This is a genomic window from Undibacterium sp. RuRC25W (assembly GCF_049339825.1).
In the GTDB taxonomy this organism is placed as follows: domain Bacteria; phylum Pseudomonadota; class Gammaproteobacteria; order Burkholderiales; family Burkholderiaceae_D; genus Undibacterium.
This window is the reverse complement of the sequence record NZ_JBMPPD010000001.1, coordinates 241960-261620: the sequence shown is the minus strand read 5'-3', so window position 1 is coordinate 261620 and position 19661 is coordinate 241960. Positions and strand designations below refer to the sequence as shown.

14 protein-coding genes are annotated in these 19661 nt (G+C 46.1%); 5 read left to right on the top strand and 9 right to left on the bottom strand.

Features of this window, described 5'->3' with window-relative positions; translation table 11 throughout:
- Nucleotides 1–596: 596 nt before the first annotated feature.
- From ACO0KV_RS01160 to ACO0KV_RS01150, 3 genes are all read right to left on the bottom strand, one after another.
- Nucleotides 597–869, bottom strand: coding sequence for an oxidative damage protection protein (locus tag ACO0KV_RS01160; protein WP_423039059.1), 273 nt, complete (start codon nt 867–869; stop codon nt 597–599).
- Nucleotides 870–977: 108 nt separating this feature from the next.
- Nucleotides 978–2288: an amino-acid N-acetyltransferase gene (gene argA, locus ACO0KV_RS01155; RefSeq protein ID WP_423039057.1), complete on the bottom strand. Its 1311-nt coding sequence runs from the start codon at nt 2286–2288 to the stop codon at nt 978–980.
- Between the two features lie 116 nt (nt 2289–2404).
- Nucleotides 2405–3757, bottom strand: a complete 1353-nt coding sequence (locus ACO0KV_RS01150; RefSeq protein WP_423039055.1) for a tetratricopeptide repeat protein — start codon at nt 3755–3757, stop codon at nt 2405–2407.
- A gap of 65 nt (nt 3758–3822) precedes the next feature.
- Between ACO0KV_RS01150 and hrpA the strand changes: the two genes are divergently transcribed.
- Nucleotides 3823–7947 (top strand): ATP-dependent RNA helicase HrpA, encoded by a 4125-nt coding sequence (gene hrpA / locus ACO0KV_RS01145; protein WP_423039053.1) that lies wholly within the window; start codon nt 3823–3825, stop codon nt 7945–7947.
- A 182-nt stretch (nt 7948–8129) separates the two neighbouring features.
- Here the strand turns inward: hrpA and ACO0KV_RS01140 are convergent, their stop codons facing one another.
- From ACO0KV_RS01140 to pepF, 4 genes are all read right to left on the bottom strand, one after another.
- The gene (locus ACO0KV_RS01140; RefSeq protein WP_423039051.1) at nt 8130–9404 is read right to left on the bottom strand and encodes a dicarboxylate/amino acid:cation symporter; all 1275 of its coding nucleotides are present in this window, start codon (nt 9402–9404) and stop codon (nt 8130–8132) included.
- 661 nt (nt 9405–10065) lie between these two features.
- Nucleotides 10066–10959: a DUF1186 domain-containing protein gene (locus tag ACO0KV_RS01135; protein WP_423039049.1), complete on the bottom strand. Its 894-nt coding sequence runs from the start codon at nt 10957–10959 to the stop codon at nt 10066–10068.
- Nucleotides 10960–11219: 260 nt separating this feature from the next.
- Nucleotides 11220–11819, bottom strand: a complete 600-nt coding sequence (locus ACO0KV_RS01130) for a hemerythrin domain-containing protein (protein WP_423039047.1) — start codon at nt 11817–11819, stop codon at nt 11220–11222.
- A gap of 253 nt (nt 11820–12072) precedes the next feature.
- Nucleotides 12073–13938: an oligoendopeptidase F gene (gene pepF, locus ACO0KV_RS01125; RefSeq protein WP_423039045.1), complete on the bottom strand. Its 1866-nt coding sequence runs from the start codon at nt 13936–13938 to the stop codon at nt 12073–12075.
- Nucleotides 13939–14329: 391 nt separating this feature from the next.
- Between pepF and ACO0KV_RS01120 the strand changes: the two genes are divergently transcribed.
- On the top strand, nt 14330–15289 hold the full coding sequence (locus ACO0KV_RS01120; protein WP_423039043.1) for a bile acid:sodium symporter family protein: 960 nt from the start codon (nt 14330–14332) through the stop codon (nt 15287–15289).
- 10 nt (nt 15290–15299) lie between these two features.
- Nucleotides 15300–16088 (top strand): 2-oxo-tetronate isomerase, encoded by a 789-nt coding sequence (gene otnI / locus ACO0KV_RS01115; RefSeq protein WP_423039041.1) that lies wholly within the window; start codon nt 15300–15302, stop codon nt 16086–16088.
- 56 nt (nt 16089–16144) lie between these two features.
- Here otnI and ACO0KV_RS01110 read toward each other — a convergent pair whose 3' ends face one another.
- Nucleotides 16145–17170, bottom strand: coding sequence for an NADP-dependent oxidoreductase (locus ACO0KV_RS01110; protein WP_423039039.1), 1026 nt, complete (start codon nt 17168–17170; stop codon nt 16145–16147).
- A gap of 299 nt (nt 17171–17469) precedes the next feature.
- On the opposite strand from ACO0KV_RS01110, the gene purU reads away from it, so the two are divergent.
- Together purU and ACO0KV_RS01100 are read left to right on the top strand one after the other, a co-directional pair.
- Nucleotides 17470–18342, top strand: a complete 873-nt coding sequence (gene purU, locus ACO0KV_RS01105; protein WP_423039037.1) for a formyltetrahydrofolate deformylase — start codon at nt 17470–17472, stop codon at nt 18340–18342.
- Entirely contained in the window at nt 18342–18884 is a 543-nt protein-coding gene (locus ACO0KV_RS01100; protein WP_423039035.1) for a YaeQ family protein, read from the top strand. The genes purU and ACO0KV_RS01100 overlap by 1 nt, the downstream gene beginning before the upstream one ends.
- Before the next feature lie 98 nt (nt 18885–18982).
- Here the strand turns inward: ACO0KV_RS01100 and ACO0KV_RS01095 are convergent, their stop codons facing one another.
- Nucleotides 18983–19657 (bottom strand): alpha/beta hydrolase, encoded by a 675-nt coding sequence (locus ACO0KV_RS01095; protein ID WP_423039067.1) that lies wholly within the window; start codon nt 19655–19657, stop codon nt 18983–18985.
- Nucleotides 19658–19661: the final 4 nt, after the last annotated feature.

Below are 19661 nucleotides of genomic sequence, written 5' to 3'. Positions count from 1 at the left end.
TTTGGGTGAGATGTGTGTAGTTCATTATGCAATTTCGACTGGCCGGTCAAAAAGGCACAAATGCTATCGCATCTTGCCCTCATTAACCGGTACCGTTCATAAATTGCACTTCATCCTAGAATTCGCCTTCTTGAAATTCACGCAGAATATTTAAATGAATAGAGAGGTCAACGTTTGCGACGTGAACTTGTTTGGATTGGCTGCACTTGAGCGGGCATTTTTTATTAGAAATTTAAATCAATTTAAGACTTGGCGAATTCATTAACTAGCCAGCACCAATAACAAACTGTGGTTCGCAGGCAAACCCCACGACACCGCCACTGGCCTGTCGTAGATGGGGGCAAGATATTACGATCCGGTAATTGGCAGGTTTATGGGTGTTGATCCCAAAGGCGTTGATCCTGAAAATATCTACAGCTTGTCGCGATTGCGATGCAGTCAACCCTCATGGCGACCCGTTAAGGTAGCCGCCATGTTTCTTTGAGGAGCTCAATGTCATTTCTCGCAATTCAAAATGAATCAATAACTGACGGAAAAATGTAAAATGCCCGCAAAAAACGCGGGCATTTTTATTGAGATGCAGTGACTGAATATCGTTATTCTGCCGGCGGAACGTATCCAGCCGCAGCATCAGCACCATCACCAAAGAAATGTTTTTCCATTTGTGTGGCGAGGTACTTACGGGCGCGAATGTCAGCCAGATTCAGGCGGTTTTCGTTGACCAGCATGGTTTGGTGTTTCATCCAGCCAGCCCATGCTTCTTTGGACACACTTTCATAAATCTTTTTACCCAATTCGCCAGGGTAAGTTGGGAAGTCTAAACCTTCAGCTTCTTTGTCTAACTTGATGCAGTGGACCATACGGGCCATGGTAATACTCCTTTGAAAACCTGTAGTTACTTAAAAACAGCAAAGATTATAAGTCAAAACTGATTGCGACAACCTGATGCGCAAAATAGGACGCTCGTTTGTGAGCGATCATAACTGTTTGATCAGTACTAATGACTTGCGTTGCCAGTTATACATTTTTTGGCGGTTTTTTGGTAAGTCATCGACCGACGCTTTGACAAAACCACGTTTCAGGAACCAGTGCTCAGTCCGTGTTGTCAGTACGAACAGCGAGTGGAACCCTGCACGACGGGCACGTTTTTCCATGTGTTTGAGAATGCGCTCTCCGTCACCCTGACTTTGCACATCTGGATTGACTGTCAAGCAGGCCATTTCTGCCATTTTGTCGAATGGGAACGGATATAGGGCTGCGCAGCCAAAAATCACACCGTCATGTTCAATGACTGAGAAATAATTGATCTCGCGTTCAATTAGTTCGCGACCACGTTTGACCAGCGTACCATCGGCCTCTAATGGCTCAATGAGTTTAATAATACCGCCTACATCCTCAATCGTCGCTTCGCGCAGACTTTCGAGATTTTCTGACGATACCATCGTGCCCACACCATCATGCGTAAACACTTCCAATAAGGCAGAGCCATCTAGTTCGTAGGGGACGATATGAATCCGTGGCACGCCACCGCGTGACGCTTTGACTGCATGTTCCAGATAAAAAGATGAATCTGGAGGTAAGTAATTCTTTTTCAGTTCTTGTTCGGCCTGAATAAAAGATAATTCTCGGACTTCATCACCATCCTGATCGACCATCATTGGCGTCTCGGAGATAAAGATCAGTTTGTCTGCCCGCAGCGCCGTAGCTGCTGAGACAGCAACATCCTCCATCGTCAGATTGAACGCTTCACCCGTTGGAGAAAACCCCAATGGGCCAAGTAACACCAGATTGCCTGCATCCAAGATGCGGTGGATGGTGTCGTAGGCCACTTTACGTGCGGTACCTGTCAGCCCAAAATCCACGCCACCAACGATACCAATTGGCTTTGCCGTGACGAAGTTGCCAGAAATAATGCGGATCGCTGCATGCGCCATTGGTGTGTTCGGGAGGCCTTGGCTAAAAGCGGCCTCGATATCAAGGCGCAATTCACCTGCCGCTTCTTTGGAGCACTCGAGCGCGGCTGTATCGGTGATCCGGATGCCGTTATGAAACTGGCCTTCGACGTTTCGCAGCGCCAATTGTTCAGCAACCTGGGGTCTTGAACCATGAACGATGACAATTTTAATGCCGAGCGCATGCAGTAGCGACAAATCCTGTGCCAGGACAGGCAAGGCGCCAGCCATCACTAGTTCACCTGGAAAGGCAACGACAAAGGTTTTGCCACGGAAGGCATGAATATAAGGCGCGACTGAGCGCAGCCAATCAACGAATTGAACGGGATTTTCCATATGCTTATTATAATCTGAGTAATTCGTGACTTGTCGCTGTAATGCTCTTCAAAAGAGCAAGCATTGTCAATTTAGTGGATTCTTTTTGGATGCAAGAGAACTATGTGTAAATTTTGTTAATGCGAATTACTCATGCTGGCCGTCAGACGATTCATTTTGTCATTATAAAAATCAAACGAACTGCGGGTAATGGTATTGCTTCTCGCTTGCAATAATTCTTTTTGTGCTTCCACTATGTTACCTTGTTTTATGTAGCTTAATGCTAACCAAAGATGAAATTCATGATAGTCAGGATCCCGCTCCATTTCTTTTTTGATAAGGTCAATCGCTTCAGATGGTCGGCCACTTTCTAATGCGGTCTTCCCCATTTCAAAATAATGAAACGGTGCGACAGGTTGTAGTTGTTGTAATGTGGCTAATAATTGCTGACTTTCTTCGATGCGCCCATCTTTTTTTAGTGTTAGTGCTAAGTTGTTAATGCTATTGAGATTCTTGTTGTCAAATTTCAAAACTTCACGAAATGCTGATTCTGCTTGCGGATAATTATTATGATGGGTGTAGATCACACCGAGGGTGTTGTAAGAGGTGAGAAAGGTGCGGTCTTCAATGATCGCCTGCTTCGCGTACCAGTAGGCATCATCGATTCTATTTTGAGAGATGAGTTCAACCGCACGATTGTTCATATACATTGACAAGATTGTTTTTCGCTCTAGCTGAATTATTTTTTGATTTTGAAGCTGTTCAGAGGGGAGAAAATCAATGATTAATGCATTGCTTTTACTATAGTTTCGGATGTCAGACAGATCTTTTCTCGACAGGCTTATATTCACGTGGCCGACTTCAAACATCAGATTCTTGCTTCGACTCCAAGTGTTTTCTTGAATGACGCTTTGAAATTGTACGTCTAGTCCCAGTTCTTCAGCGAACGCGGCGGTCATGATGACGAGCGAAAGGCAGTTTCCTGATTGATCAGCGAACGTTTGCGCAGCATTGCGCGTCATTTCAGCATCATATTCAATATGCATCGTCTTGTTATGCAACAAGATGTCGAATAGTCCTTTTTTTAAACCTGATTTTAGGATGTGTGATTTGATCTCTTCTTTGCGTAAATAGTTACGCATATCATTGCTGAGTGAAAAAACCTCTCCAGAATGAATGGGTGTCGTCACTTGTTTGAATAGGGTATCGTCAAATAGCCGCTCTGTCGTTTTCGATGTGTTGATGCTATGGCAACCAGCAATGGCGATGCACCATATAGTGACCGTAATCGTTGGAAGTGGTTGCGTCCAGAGTGATTTGATTCTGGCAATGGATAAACCGACTTTCAGGCTTGTTGATAGCAGCGTGAGATACGTAGCTAACAAGTTTGTCAGAGGATTTCTTCGCCAGATGTTCATGGTAAGCCTTGTGATAAGGTTGAAATTGATAAATTTGAGTATATACGTTGTCGCAGAAGAGTAAATGTGCATTTTTAACACGATGCAATCGTATGGTTTACAGAGAACCTTCAAAATCTGGGATAATGCCGACCGCTATGTCTTCTAATCATTCCCCCCCAAAAAACTCTAAAATATCTAGTGGCGTCACGATAGATGGTTTATCCGGACTGCGCGAGCTGCGTCAGCAATTGCGTCAGGCAGATTCATCGCCGGATAAAGTGCAGGTGAGCTCTCGGTCAGACTATGGGCAAGTGTCCAAGTCGTTTTCGGAAAGCGCCCCTGCCTTGTCGCAACATAAACCCACCAATGAGGCCAAGTCGCCAACTCGCCAGCGTGTTGATGCTGAGCAGACGCAACAGACTGGTTTGCCATTCAGAAATCCACCGCCGGTTATTACGTATCCAGAAGAGTTGCCTGTTTCTGGACGACGCGCAGAAATTGCCGAGGCCTTACAGAAAAATCAGGTCATCATTGTGTGTGGTGAAACTGGATCAGGTAAAACCACCCAGTTACCAAAAATTTGTCTGGAATTAGGCCGCGGCCAAAAAGGATTGATTGGTCATACGCAGCCACGTCGGATTGCTGCGTCCTCGACCGCTAAGCGTATTGCGCAGGAACTGAATTCGCCGCTGGGTGAGCATGTCGGTTTTAAGGTGCGATTTACCGATACCCTAAGTAAAGGGGCATCCGTCAAATTGATGACGGACGGTATTTTGCTCGCTGAAACGCAGACCGATCCTTTATTGCGTCAATACGACACCATCATCATTGATGAAGCTCATGAGCGCAGCTTAAACATCGACTTTCTGCTCGGGTATCTCAAACAATTATTGCCTAAACGCCGTGATTTAAAAATCATCATCACCTCAGCGACGATAGATGCCCAACGTTTTGCCACTCATTTTGCCCAAACGCGTGAAGGGAAGGTCGTTCCTGCGCCTGTGATTGAGGTCTCAGGGCGCTTGTATCCGGTTGAATTGCGCTACCGTCCAGTGCAGAATACCGATAAGGATAAAGAACGTGATCTGATGACGGCCATTACCGATGCGGTTGATGAGCTATGCCGAATCGGATCAGGTGATGTGCTGGTGTTCTTGCCGGGGGAGCGTGAAATTCGCGATGCCGCAGAAGCTTTACGCAAACATCATCCACCGCATGTTGAAATTCTTCCGCTCTTTGCGCGCCTCTCTGCGCAGGAGCAAGAACGGGTATTTAAGACATCGAATGCACGTCGTATTGTGCTGGCAACCAACGTCGCAGAAACATCGTTGACGGTGCCTGGGATTCGCTTTGTTGTTGACACTGGCCTCGCACGGGTTAAGCGTTATAGCTACAGAAATAAAGTTGAGCAACTACAAGTTGAGTCAATAGCGCAATCGGCAGCCAACCAAAGGGCAGGTCGCTGCGGTCGCGTCGCCGCTGGCGTGTGTATTCGTCTGTTCGATGAGCAAGAGTTTAATCAACGCATTCGTTTTACTGAACCAGAAATCTTACGTTCTTCGTTAGCCGCTGTTATTTTGCGCATGAAGTCGTTACGGCTCACGGATGTTGAGACTTTTCCATTCATCGAACCACCACCCGGACGTGCAATTGCTGATGGCTATCAGTTATTACAAGAATTAGGGGCAATGGATGACGCCAATCAGCTTACCGCCATTGGTAGGCAATTGGCTAAGCTGCCACTCGACCCGCGTGTGGGGCGTATGATTCTCGCTGCGCGTGATAATCTGGCATTACAAGAAGTGCTGATCATTGCAGCGGCATTGTCGGTGCAGGATCCTCGCGATCGTCCGATGGAGGCGCAGGGGGCTGCAGATCAAGCGCACAAGAAATTTGCGGATGAAAAATCTGAGTTTTTATCTTATCTAAAAATTTGGACATGGTTTGAAGATGCGATTGAGCATAAAAAAACCAATCGACAGCTTCAGGATAATTGCCGCAGCCATTTCTTAAGCCAGATGCGCTTACGCGAATGGCGTGAAGTCTATTCGCAGTTGCTCACGATCGTGAAAGAGCAGGGCTGGCGTGTGAATGAAACGCCTGCGACATATGAACAATTACATTTGTCCTTGCTGACTGGTTTGTTGGGTAATATTGGCTATAAATCTGACGAAGAGTCACATTATCTCGGTGCGCGTGCGATTAAATTTTTTATCTGGCCTGGTTCCAGTTTGGCAAAAAAAGCGGGACGCTGGATCATGGCGGCTGAACTGGTAGATACCTCGCGTTTATATGGTCGTTGCATTGCACAGATTCAACCGGAGTGGTTGGAAAAGATCGGCGGCCATTTGCTGAAAAAATCCTACGGTGAGCCTCGTTGGGAGAAGAAAGCTGGACAAGTCTCCGCGTTTGAGCGGGCAACCTTATACGGTTTGGTCGTTTATAGTCAGCGACGTATTCAATACGGTTTGACGCATCCTGCAGAAGCACGTGAGATTTTTATTCGTGAAGCGCTGGTGGATGGTGAGTTTGAGACGCGCGCACCATTTTTCACTTACAACCAGAAACTGGTCCGTGAGATTGAAAATCTGGAACATAAATCACGTCGTCTGGACGTCTTGGTTGATGAGCAGCTCATCGTCGCTTTCTACGATCAGTATTTGCCACCTGAGGTCTATAACGCTGTCTTATTTGAGCAATGGTACAAAGAAGCGAGCAGAGAAAATCCTAAACTACTGTATCTGAACAAAGATGAACTGATGCGGCACGAGGCTGCCGGTATCACGACAGATTTATTCCCTAAAACGATGCAGGTATCAGGTGTTGCACTGCAGCTGAGCTATCATTTTGAGCCGGGTAGTCCACGAGATGGTGTAACGCTGACTGTGCCATTGTTTTCATTGAATCAGGTTTCTGCTGAGCGCAGTGAATGGCTGGTTCCGGGCATGCTAAAAGAAAAAGTGCATCTACTGATTAAATCCTTACCGCAAAAAATTCGTCGTCACTGCGTTCCTCTGCCTGACTACGCTGCTGGATTTTGCGAGCGAAATGAATTTGGTCGAGGGAGTTTTCTTGATACCGTGATTGCCGATATCCGTGAACAAAAAGGTCTGCTCTGTAAGACAACTGACTTTAAATTTGAAACCTTGCCATTGCATTTAACGATGAACTTTAAAGTCGTGGATGAGCATGGTCGCCAATTAGAGATGGGGCGGAACCTGGCCAATCTACGGGCGGAGTTTGGTGGGCAGGCGAGAGAAAGTTTCCAAAAAATAGCTAGCGCTGAAAAAATGGCGTTACTGGATAGTAGTGCGCAATCAGTGAATAATAAAGCTGGAGTGCCAGCAGCCGCTGGACGTGGAAATGTTCAGAGCAGGCAGGATGTTGTAGTAGGAAATAATAAGAGTACTGCACCCGTCATTAAACAGGAAAATCTGACGGGCTGGACCTTTGATAGCCTGCCGGAATTGCTCGAAGTTCAGCAAGGAAAACAAACCCTCATTGGCTACCCAGCGCTGGTTGATAAGCTGACCCATTGCCATATTGAAGTGTTTGATGATCCTGACGAAGCTGCGCGCATCCATCGGATTGGCTTGCGTCGCTTGTTTGCTTTGCAGCTAAAAGAGCAGGTCAAATTTTTAGAAAAAAATATCCCTGGCCTGCAGCAAATGGGGATGCAGTTTATGGCGTTGGGTTCGCAAGAAGAATTGCGTGAGCAAATCATTCAGACCGCGATAGAGCGCGCTTGCCTGCAGCATCCTTTGCCGACCAATTCCGGTGAATTCAATATTCGTCGCGAGGAAGGTAAAGCGCGTCTGAACCTGTTGGCGAATGAAATCGCGCGAATGGCGGGGCAAATTCTGGCAGAATTTTATAGTTTGCCTAAGAAGCTGCAAGGGATTAAGGCGCATGCGCAAGCGGCAAGTGATATGCAGAATCAACTGCAACTATTGATCACTAAACGTTTTATTGCTGATACTGACTTCACACAGTTAGCACATTTTCCGCGCTATCTGAAAGCGATTACGGTCAGGCTCGATAAGTTGCGTGCAGATCCTGCGCGTGATGCGAAGTTGATGGCCGAATGGAATAGTGTAGCGCAACCATGGCAAAGAACGCCGCGAAAATCTGGTACCGGTTCAGATATCGATCCCAAAATGCTGGAGTTTCGGTGGATGTTGGAGGAGTTGCGGGTTTCCTTGTTCGCGCAAGAGCTCAAGACACCGATGCCTGTTTCCGTTAAGCGTCTGCAAAAAGTATGGGAAAGCATGCAGCGATAATTTCCCTCGTTGATGCAGGTTGTTTAAAAGATTGGCAGAGTTAGCCTTCTGTCAGTGCTTTATTTCAAACAGACTGGCTGTGAAGTCGACGAGAATAAAAAAATGGTGGTAGCCTCGCGGCACCACCATTTTTTATTTACAGCAGCAATGAGTCGATATCACTACTGTTGTGGTCCTTTACCTCAGGCGGCTTTCTTGCCTGATTCTGGCACTGCTTGCAAGTGAGCACTTGTGTCAAGCCCGTTTTCCCACTTAGCGATCACAGCGGCAGCGATTGAGTTACCCACCGCGTTGGTTGCGGAACGACCCATATCCAAGAATTGATCAACGCCCATGATTAGCAGCAAGCCTGCTTCAGGGATATTGAACTGGTTCAATGTCGCTGCAATCACTACCAGAGAAGCGCGCGGCACACCAGCCATACCTTTGGATGTCACCATCAACAACAACAACATCGTGACTTGAGTACTCAGGGATAACTCGATACCGTAAGCTTGTGCAATAAACAGAACTGCAAACGTGCAATACATCATCGAACCATCGAGGTTAAACGAGTAACCCATAGGCAAAACGAAGCTGGAGATTTTGCGCTTGACGCCGAACTTGTCAAGAGCATCCAGAATCTTAGGATAAGCCGCTTCGGAACTTGCTGTTGAGAACGCAACCAGGAAAGGCTCGCGAATCAGTTTCATTAATGTGAAGATTGGTTTGCCGATAAATGCAAAGCCAGCCAAAATCAATAAGCTCCACAAAATTGCCAGACCAAAGTAGAAGCCCGCCATGAATTTTGCAAAAGTCAGCAGCACGCCCAGACCTTGCGTTGTAATCACAGATGCCATTGCAGCAAAGACAGCGATTGGTGCCAGATGCATGATAGCACCAGTCATTTTAAGCATGACGTGGGCTAGTTCGTCGATCATGCCAGCGAGTTTTTTGCCTGAATCGCCGAGGTTGGCCAGCGCAGATCCAAAAAAGATCGAGAAGATAACGATTTGCAGAATTTCATTATTTGCCATTGCTTCAATTGGCGATTTAGGAAAAAGGTGGCTAATGAAATCTTTGAGCGAGAACGCGCCTGTTTTCAAGTTAGTACTGGCATTAACGTCAGGCAATGGCAAACCTAAGTGTGTACCCAATTGCAACGCGTTGGATAACAGCAAGCCGATTGTGAGCGACACCAGAGAAGCGATGACAAACCAGCCCATCGCCTTGATACCAACGCGCCCGATTGTTTTTGTATCGCCAAGATGCGCAATCCCAATAGTTAGTGTTGAGAACACCAGCAATGAAATGATCATTTTGATGAGTCTTAAGAACACATCAGTAGCGATCGAAAAATAACCTGCTAGGTCTGTCATAAACTTGGTCGTCGCCCATGTCTCGTGGCAGACGTACCCGACGGCGATACCCGCCAGCATCGCGGCAAATATCATCGGGGTGGATGATGCTTTTTTCATAGTTCCTCCAATATCATGCGGGCTGTATGTCGCTCGCACCCATTATTTAGTTGTAAAGCAAAAATTCTCAATTTGACTTGCGATAGGCCGCAAAAACAGTCAGTGCCGGCATCTTAGGTGTTAATGCTTTGACTTGAAAATCCTCAACAGGATAAAGGCGTGGCCGAGGAATCGATCACGCCTTCTTTCGTACACGGAGATTTTTGATCTTTTGTGTTTGCCAATCAGGGCTGTTTCATTGCGTCATTACTCGTCTTTAGCGCGAGTGTTTAGGGGTGACACAATGGGCACGCATCATGGCATTAACAAAAAAAAGGAAGTATTAGGGAAAACCACAATTGCATTGTGTTTTTCCAAATAAAATACGGTAAAGGGCGATTTTTTTATATTGGTATATTAATTGTAATGAAATTTTGTAACGAATGTTGCTCTGCAATGATTTCAGTAATGCGAAAAATATTCTTTGTTGGATTTTTTAATGCCCTATATCGCATGTGGAAACGTGGACCATCGACGGTTAAAAGTCGATGGTATCTTCACAAGTGGGGCATGGGATTAAAATATTCGATTCATCACTTCACTCCAATAAAGGGCAAGCAAGTGCAGATCGATTATTTGTTATCTATTTGTAGGAATTAGCGGTACGAGGTGATCAATTACATCAGATATTGACACCGTGGCATTTTTTGTATTTTTTTCCACTGCCGCAAGGACATGGATCGTTCCGCCCAATTTTGGGTTCTTTGCGAATTGTATGTTGAGTATAGGTATCGCGAAAGCTCGGTTTTTTCTCGTCCTGAAAACCAGACCACCAGCCCATTTCTTTTTCTACATCATGGATGTAGCCTTTGCCGTGTTCTAATTCAAGGGCGCGACTCGCATTGTAGTCTTGTTGAATATGTTCGTTGAACCAGTCCTGATCACTGATTTGTGGATCGAGTAACTGTTCAGTAAACCAACCGTTGACCTGCTCAGCGATCTCAGTAGCGCAAAGTGCAGTCGCAACATCGACGATTGTTTCTAACAACACAGCGTCGCCTTGATCTTGGCGTCGGCGCTGTTGTGCAATTACTTCGCCTTGGGCGTGTAAGAAATTGATGAGTTCTGCGCGGTCATTTTCACCGGCTATTACACGTACCTGCCATGCAATCAAAGCTGCTGTGCGCGACCAGATGCTAGTGTGTTCGTCACAAAAACGTTGTTTGAGTTGCTCTACATTGCCGTCGCAGACAGACGCCAGACAGCGACCATAGGTCTCAGTCACGACGTCCCCCATCATGCTTTCAATAATTTCGTCAGAAAATGCACCCATCGCCAACATCGGCACATAGGCATCGGTAACACGCCATGAGGCCAGTAAATGCATGGAGTACATGTGTAACATGTATTCGCCGTCTTCAGTAATTGTCGGATTACTTGCGGTGTCAACTAATACCTGAATCAGAAAAGGAGTGACCTCTTCCTTATTTTCCTCCGCAAACGCTAAGGCCGCTCGAGGGAAGGGCGATGAGAAGTATTCGATTTGTTCGCGCAGAGTGAGCCAAGCTTGGGACATATTTTTTGTCGAAGGATAGAAAAAACTTTGTAATGGACGAGGGACAGTATAACAGTCGTCATTAGTTTTTTGCGGACAAAAAATTGCATTTAAATATGTATAAAATGGTCTATCGAGGTATTGACAGAAATGCTTGAGTGATTTTTTTACTTACCCAGGTTAGGTCGCCACCACTTCTATCGGACACTATATTTCGATGGCGTCCGATAGAAGTGGCAGTATATAGCGTCGCTGAGGAAGAATTTTTCTTAACTGTTCAGTTAAAGTGGATCGGCGATGCCCACTGGAGCGGGACTGATATTAACTATCATTGAAAACAGCTGTTCGTAGCGATAACGCTCGCCCGCATCGTCGAGATGTTTGCGATTCTCAATGAAAGCTTGGTCAATTTCTTGCCAATCGTTGATGTTGAGCACTTGTTTTGCGATCGGAATGATCGATTTTTCTTCGGCTGACATATGTGAATAGTAAAACCTGCCATATTGTTCGACCAATGCGTGGAAGTGAGCAAATGCCGGATCGCCATTAAATTCATAGCGTAGCAATGCATCCTGTAACTGGTGGGCAAGTAATTCACCTTTTGTGTGTTGCGCTGTCAACTCATCGAGCTCTGTATCAAGTTGATGGGTCCGCTCTTTAATCTTGGAAAACAGAAATTGTTCTTCTTTTGGGTGGTGTACTTTTTCTGGGTACTCTGAAATGTAATACAGCATCGCACGAAAAACCTTCAGATCCGGGGCTGGCTCACCTTTTTCTATTCCGCGCACAAAATAAAGCATTCCCTGAATGACCGCAGATAAATGTTCGTGTTCATGCTGGATGATGTCAACGGCGACAGGGTGAAAGTTGCGTGTAGCCATAATAGTTCTCCAAAATGTTTTCTTTAATGTACTACTCCCATGAATAGCTGTTTTTGATGCGCATCAAAGATTGCTTTGGGAAAGTGTGTCTTCGATAAAGGTCTCCGATGCAGCGGGAGTTCATTAAAACAAAATCCCCGTCAACGCATTAAGTGCGTGACGGGGATGTATCTTTATATCAAATGTAGAACCGCTTTGGTTACATGCTCGATTCTCGTTAATGGAAATTACGTCTTAACACTATTTGTTACCACTACTTACGTTTAGCTAAAATCACTTCAATCTCGTCCATGATCTTGTTCATTCGTTTAAATACAGCTTGGTAGGGGGCTTGGGATGCGAGATCAACACCTGCATTTTTAACCAGATCATAAGGATAAGCAGAAGCACCTGCCTTTAGGATATGAAGGTACTTATCGCGCGCGCCCAGTTCTCCACGAAGGATTTCATCTGCAAACATCGAGCCTGCGGCGATTGACGTTGCATATTGGAATACATAGAAATGATTGTAAAAGTGCGGGATATAAGCCCATTCAACGGCATAGGTGTCGTCAATTTTCATCACACCTTCTTCGTCGCCATGATAGCGCTTGAGAATCTCTCCGTAGATTTTGCTTATACCTTCGCCTGTGAGCGATTCGCCGCGATCAACGCGGGCATGCACTTCTCGCTCGAAGTCAGCGAACATCGCCTGACGGAAGAATGTGCCGCGAAGGTTTTCGAGTGCAGAACCAAGATAAAGTAGACGCTCATCATCCGTCTTGGCAATTTTCAACATATGGTCAAGTAAGAAAACCTCGTTGGTTGTAGAAGCAATCTCCGCAGTAAAAGTTGGGTAATCAGAGTCTAGGAACGACTGGTTTTTATTTGCCAGATAGGAATGCATCGCGTGACCCCACTCGTGGCCGAGTGTAGAAACAGACTCATAGTCATCGTTGTAGTTTAGTAGCAAATACGGGTGTACGTCATACGCAGTGCCTGACATATAGGCGCCAGAGCGCTTATGTGGGCGAGGGTAGACGTCCATCCAGCGCTCTGTGGTGGCCTTGGTCATTGCCGCTATGTATTCTGTACCTAACGGTTTTACCGACGCTAACATTAGTTTGACGCCTTCCTCGATGGGATAATGGTAATCACCTGAGACCAAGGCAGGATATATATCGTAGTAGTGCAGATCATTCACGCCCAGCATTTTTGCTCGCAATTGAAAATAGCGATGCAGAGTAGGCAAATTTGCTCGTGTCTGGCTGACCAAGGTGTCGTAGACGGCACGTGGTAGGTTGTTTCCGTCAAGGGCGCTGGTCAGTGAGTCTGGATAGTTACGTACTTTAGCGTAGGCAGCATCTTTTTTTAATTGTTCATAAAAAGTGACGCCGAACGTACGTTCGAATTCTTTCCACTTGCCCCAGAATGCATCAAAGACCAGTTTGCGGTCTGCACGGTTGCTCGAGGCGCGGTATTTTGTATATGCAGCTTGATCAACGACGATTTCCTCGCCAGTCGAGAGTTTTATTTTTGGCCATGGCATATCGGCACTCGATAGTGTCGAATACACTGCTCCTGAGGCGTTGGTTGCTAGGCCGAAGGTTGCAATCAGTGCCTCACCTTTTTTGTCTAGCGTGTGCTTACTTGCGCGTAAGATGTTATGCAGATAGAACGCATAGCCTAAAAGTGACTTATCCTGCACTAAGTAAGCATTTATCTTCTTTTCCCCAATAGAGAGTAATTCTGGGCGCAAGAAGGCACTGGCTGCATCAACCTTGCTCCCTAGAATATCAGCGCTTTGAGCGATATCCTGGCCAGCATTGATGCCCGTATCTTGGTCGCGGAGTTGTGACGCATAGTTGGCAAGGCGAGTGAAACGCTTGAGTATATCGTTGTTGAGGTCGAGACATTCTTTAAATTGTCTTGCGCTGTTGCCTAGATGGCCGCTGCACTTTTCTAATTGAGTCAATTGTTTTTCGAGTTGGCTCGCATCCTTATCCCAGGAAGCACGGTCGACATACAAATCTTTCAGATTCCATTGATTGGCCTCAATGTCATTTGGAAGGTTGGCGTGGCTGTATCCGGGCATGGCAAAAGCCAATGCAACGATACTGGACATCAATGTACGTTTCATGTTGTCTCCGTTTTCCTCTTTAGCATGTGACTGCAGGTGATTTTTATTGCAGAGTCCCGCAACCGGTTGGTGCGGGCGGAGGCTGAAAAGAGTGAAGTAGATGGTTAAAAGGCTAAAAATATACAGCGAAATCTGCCCCTATGAACTAGCGCTGAATGCCATAATTTCAAATTATTGTCATTTCAAGAGAATCTTTGGTTTTACTGCTCTTTGTGGGTTTTTTCTATGATTTTGTTGAAATGAAATGCTTGTTTCTTTGGCTTGATTGTGACATTTGTGTACGAGTGTTATTCATTGTAATGATGCAAAGCTTGCATTTGCTTTCTAGTACAATCGAATACCTAACAATTCGACAGACTCAACCGTACCTTGACGTTTTTTTGGAGTAGATATGCAGCGACCCCGTTTTTTACCTGATAACATGACGTTGCTCTTGCTTGGCGTCGTTCTGACGGCTAGTTTTTTTCCTGCACGCGATCATGTTGCCGCTTTTTTTGATCAGTTATCCGTCTGGATGATCGCTCTGCTGTTTTTTATGCATGGCGCAAAATTATCGAGAGAAGCAGTGATATCGGGATTGACCCACTGGCGTTTGCATCTGCTCGTACTCAGTATTACATTTGTGGCTTTTCCTATCATGGGACTGGTGCTCAAGCCAGTAGTGCTGCCGTTTCTGACACCTGACCTTTATATCGGTATTCTGTTCTTGTGCATGCTGCCTTCTACAGTGCAGTCATCGATCGCATTTACATCTGTCGCCAAAGGTAATGTTTCAGGAGCAGTTTGCAGTGCTTCAGCTAGTAATTTAACTGGCATCTTCTTGACGCCATTGCTTGTTAGTTTATTATTGAAAACGAGTGGTGGTAGCAGCTCATCTTTGGATGGTATGCTGAAAATTGTGGTGCAACTGCTCTTGCCGTTTGTTGCCGGACAATTGGCTCGACCACTTCTGCAGGCTTGGATTACCAAACATTCGCAGGTATTGAAAATGGTCGATCAGAGTTCCATTTTACTTGTTGTTTTTGTCGCATTTAGCGAGGCTGTGGTGCAAGGATTATGGTCGCAAGTACCCATTGTGATGCTGCTTAGTATTTTGGCGATTAGTGCTCTCATGCTCGGTATGATGATGATGCTGACCATTTGGTTGAGTAGACGTTTGGGTTTTAGTAAGGAAGATGAAATTACGATCGTGTTTTGTGGATCCAAAAAAAGTCTTGCTAGTGGCGTACCGATGGCAAAAGTATTATTTTCCAGTAGTTCAGTGGGACTGGTGTTGCTGCCTTTAATGTTATTTCATCAGTTGCAGTTGATGGTTTGTGCCGTTCTTGCACAGCGTTATGCGAAACGATAGGGAGTGAGTGATGCCAAAATTTGCTGCAAATCTGAGCATGATGTATCAGGAATTTGACTTTCTGGACCGCTTCCAGGCCGCTGCTAATGATGGATTCAAAGCGGTTGAATTTTTATTTCCGTATGAATACCCAGCGCAGGTGATTCGCGATAAACTTGATAAGTTTGGCCTGCAACAGGCGTTATTCAACGCACCCCCAGGAGACTGGGCGGCAGGGGAGCGTGGTATCGCCTCGTTACCTGGTCGTGAGGAAGAGTTTAAGCGATCGATTGATTTGGCTCTGCAATACGCAAAAATTCTAGGGAATCGCCATATTCATGTGATGGCAGGTTTTTTGAGCCAGGATCAGGATGTTGAGAAACACCGTGCGGTCTATTTGAGTAATCTTGCTTACGCCGCATTAATGGCCTCCCGTGAGGAAATTACTATATTGATTGAGCCAATCAATACCCGTGATATGCCAGGTTACTTTTTAAATTATCAGCATGATGCTCAACGTATTTGTGAAGAGCTTGGGAATAGTTACTTGCAAGTACAGTTTGATATGTATCACTGCCAGATCATGGAGGGGGATATCGCAATGAAACTCAGGCGAGATATATCACGTCCCATTGGTGGCATTGGGCATATTCAGATTGCTGGGGTCCCGACACGGCATGAGCCTAGTGACGGTGAGGTCAATTATCCCTATCTGTTTACATTATTGGACGAACTTGGCTATGCCGGTTGGATTGGGTGTGAATACCGTCCAAAGGCAGGCACTTCTGACGGCTTGGGTTGGCTGAAGCCGTATTTGTGATCTGCTCACACTCCTTTCTTGCGCGGACAAGAGGAGTGTGAATTCTCTTACTATGATTATTCTTGACTGACTTGCAAAATCAGTTTGCCAAAGTTCTTACCTTCAAACAGCATCATCAGCGTATCAGGGAACGTTTCTAAACCCTGAACAATGTCTTCACGTGTCTGAAACTTTCCTGCTGCCATCCATTTGCCCATTTCTGCAACGGCATCGCTATAACGGTCAGCGTAATCGAATACCACAATGCCTTCCATGCGAGCGCGATTCACTAAGAGTGATAAATAATTCGCTGGGCCTTTGACCGGTGTCGTATTGTTATATTGAGAGATGGCACCGCAGATAATGATGCGTGCTTTCATGTTGATACGGGTCAAGACGGTATCCAAAATGTCTCCACCGACATTGTCAAAATAGATGTCAACACCATTCGGACAATGTTCTTTCAAGCCATCGCGCACAGAACCTGATTTGTAGTCGATACAAGCGTCAAAACCAAGTTCGTTGACGACAAAGTCGCACTTATCCTTGCCGCCTGCGATACCAACGACGCGGCAACCTTTTTGCTTGGCGACCTGACCAACCGTTTGTCCAACTGCGCCTGCTGCGCCAGATACGACGACGGTTTCTCCCGCTTTGGGTAGGCCAACATCAAGCAATCCGAAATAGGCAGTCATCCCCGGCATGCCGAGCGCGTTCAAAAATTTTGGCAGAGGTGCAAGGCGTGGATCAACTTTGTAGAAGGCGGCGGTTTTGTCGGTTGCATTACCAATCCAATAGTTTTGTACGCCAGTACCGCCGGAAACGTAGTCACCAACCACAAATTTTGGCGATTTGGAACCGATCACCTTACCAATGCCGCCAGCGCGCATAACTTCATCAATCGCTACCGGGCGGATATAGGATTTGCCTTCGTTCATCCAACCGCGCATTGCAGGATCAAGGGAGAGGTAAATGGTCTGTACCAGAATTTCTCCATCTACCAGTTCTCGCACCTCTTCTGAGGTAAAACGCCAGTCGCTGTGTTTTGGCGTGCCGACAGGTCGGGCTGCAAGGCGATATTGCTGATTAATCAGGGCGGTCATGTTGTCTCCTTATTTATTGATCTGATTTTTATTTACTTATTTTTTAATACTTATTTATTTAATGATAGTGCTGCTGCGGTACTTGGCGTTACATCTGCTATTTTTTAAGCAAATCAGAACATGACTATACATTAATTAGAACGTTCGTGCTTTTTATGTTGTCGCAGGATAGGAAAAACTGGGTTGCTGATTTGTGCCGCGGAACGTGCGACAATAGCCAGTTAAATTTTTAGCCCTATGACCAAATTAAATTTGTTTTCCATTCGGAAAATTGTTTATTTGGGTGAAGTAATATTATTATGACAATACAACCAGAATATATCCTGACTTTATCTTGTCCCGATCAGCGCGGTATCGTGCACAGTGTATCGGGATTTTTGGCGCAACATGGCTGCAATATTATTGATTCGGCGCAGTTCGGTGATGCGCAATCGGCCACATTCTTTATGCGCGTCCATTTTGCGGTAGAAGATTCTGCCATTGGAGATGCCGCCTTGCGTCAAGCGTTTGCTATCTTGGCGGACGGCATGCAGATGAGCTGGCAGTTACATGACGCGCATCATAAGCCAAGAGTGATGTTAATGGTGTCCAAAATTGGTCACTGCCTGAATGATCTGTTATTCCGCTATAAGAGTGGTTTGCTTCCCGTTGAGATTAAGGCGATTGTTTCAAATCACACCGATTTTTACCAATTAGCTGCTAGCTATAATATTCCATTCCATCATTTACCTTTAGCTGCTGGCGCTGCACCCGACGCCAAACAAGCGCAAGAGCAGAAAATTCTGGAGCTTGTTGCGGCGAATGATATTGAGCTTGTCGTGCTGGCGCGTTATATGCAGATTCTGTCGCCCACGATGTGTGATGCGCTACGTGGTAAGGCCATTAATATTCATCATTCTTTTTTACCAAGTTTCAAAGGTGCAAAACCGTATTACCAGGCGCATGAGCGTGGCGTCAAGCTGATCGGTGCAACTGCGCACTTTGTGACGGGCGATCTGGATGAAGGGCCGATCATTGAGCAGGATGTGGAACGGGTTGATCATGCAATGGACCCGGAAACACTTACTGCTATCGGTAGAGATGTGGAATGTGTGGTTTTGGCGCGTGCAGTGAAATGCTTTGTCGAACACCGTATTTTGTTAAATGGTCATAAAACGGTGGTATTCAAATAATGGCACTCAAATCAATTATCTATAAAGCCGACTTAAATATCTCTGATATGGATCGCGGTTATTACGCGGACCATAGCCTGACAATCGCACGTCATCCTTCAGAAACGGATGAGCGCATGATGATCAGGGTGCTAGCATTTGCTATTCATGCTGCAGAACGTCTGGAGTTTGGTAAAGGGATCTCGGATACCGAAGAGCCGGATTTGTGGGAGAAAGACTACACGGATGCAATTCAGCTCTGGATTGAAGTGGGACAGCCTGATGATCGTCGTCTACTCAAAGCGTGTGGTCGGTCTGATAAAGTCGTGGTGTATAGTTTCGCCAGTGCCAGTGATATCTGGTGGAAACAAATGAATAGCCGACTTGATCGTGCCAAAAATCTGAAAGTGATGAACGTGCCGACTGAGCAAAGTCAGGCGTTGGAGAAGCTAGCGCAACGCAGCATGCAACTGCAATGCACGATACAAGACGGACAGATCTGGATGTCTGCTGGCGAGGCGTCAGTGCAAATTGACCTTCAGACGTGGAAAGACTTTAGCTGAGTCTAGGTTTATCCACTGATTGCTTGCTTCGAATGGCATGAGCTGAAGTGAGTAGCAGGGCGGGTTGTACCCGCCCTATAAATTTCTATCCTTGTTTTTTACACTTTCAGCACAGAGCGTAGCCAATTTCCAATATCATCGATTTCTTCTTGGCAAACAGAGTGTTGCATCATGTATTCATGCCATGCGACTGGGTAGCCCATTTCTTTTAGTAAATCACGTGATTGTTCAGCGCGTTGGATGTGGATCACTGGATCAGCGCGGCCATGGGCCAAGAAAATCGGGGTGTGTTGATTGGCTGCGTGACGCTCGCTGGCAACAACGTCGCGCAGGGGTACGTAACCGGACAGGCAAAGCAGGCCAGCTAGTTTTTCTGGGTAACGGAGGCCTGTTTGCAATGTCATTGCGCATCCTTGTGAGAAACCCGCCAGAATGATGCGATTGGCTGGAATGCCGCGTGCGATCTCACGTGTAATCAGTTTTTCGATTTCTGTCTGGGAGCTGCGCAAGCCTTTTTCGTCTTCACGTTTGGCGATATCGGTACCCAGAATGTCATACCAAGCGCGCATGACGTAGCCGCCGTTGATAGTCACTGGCATCGTTGGGGCATTGGGGAACACAAAACGTATCGCAGGGCAGTCGTGCAGATCGAGTTCTTTGACGATAGGTACAAAGTCATTTGCATCGGCACCAAGGCCGTGCATCCAGATGATGGCAACGCTGGGTTGTGGGCCGCTTTCTAATTCGATGGTATCAAGTAAATTGCTCGTCATGGGC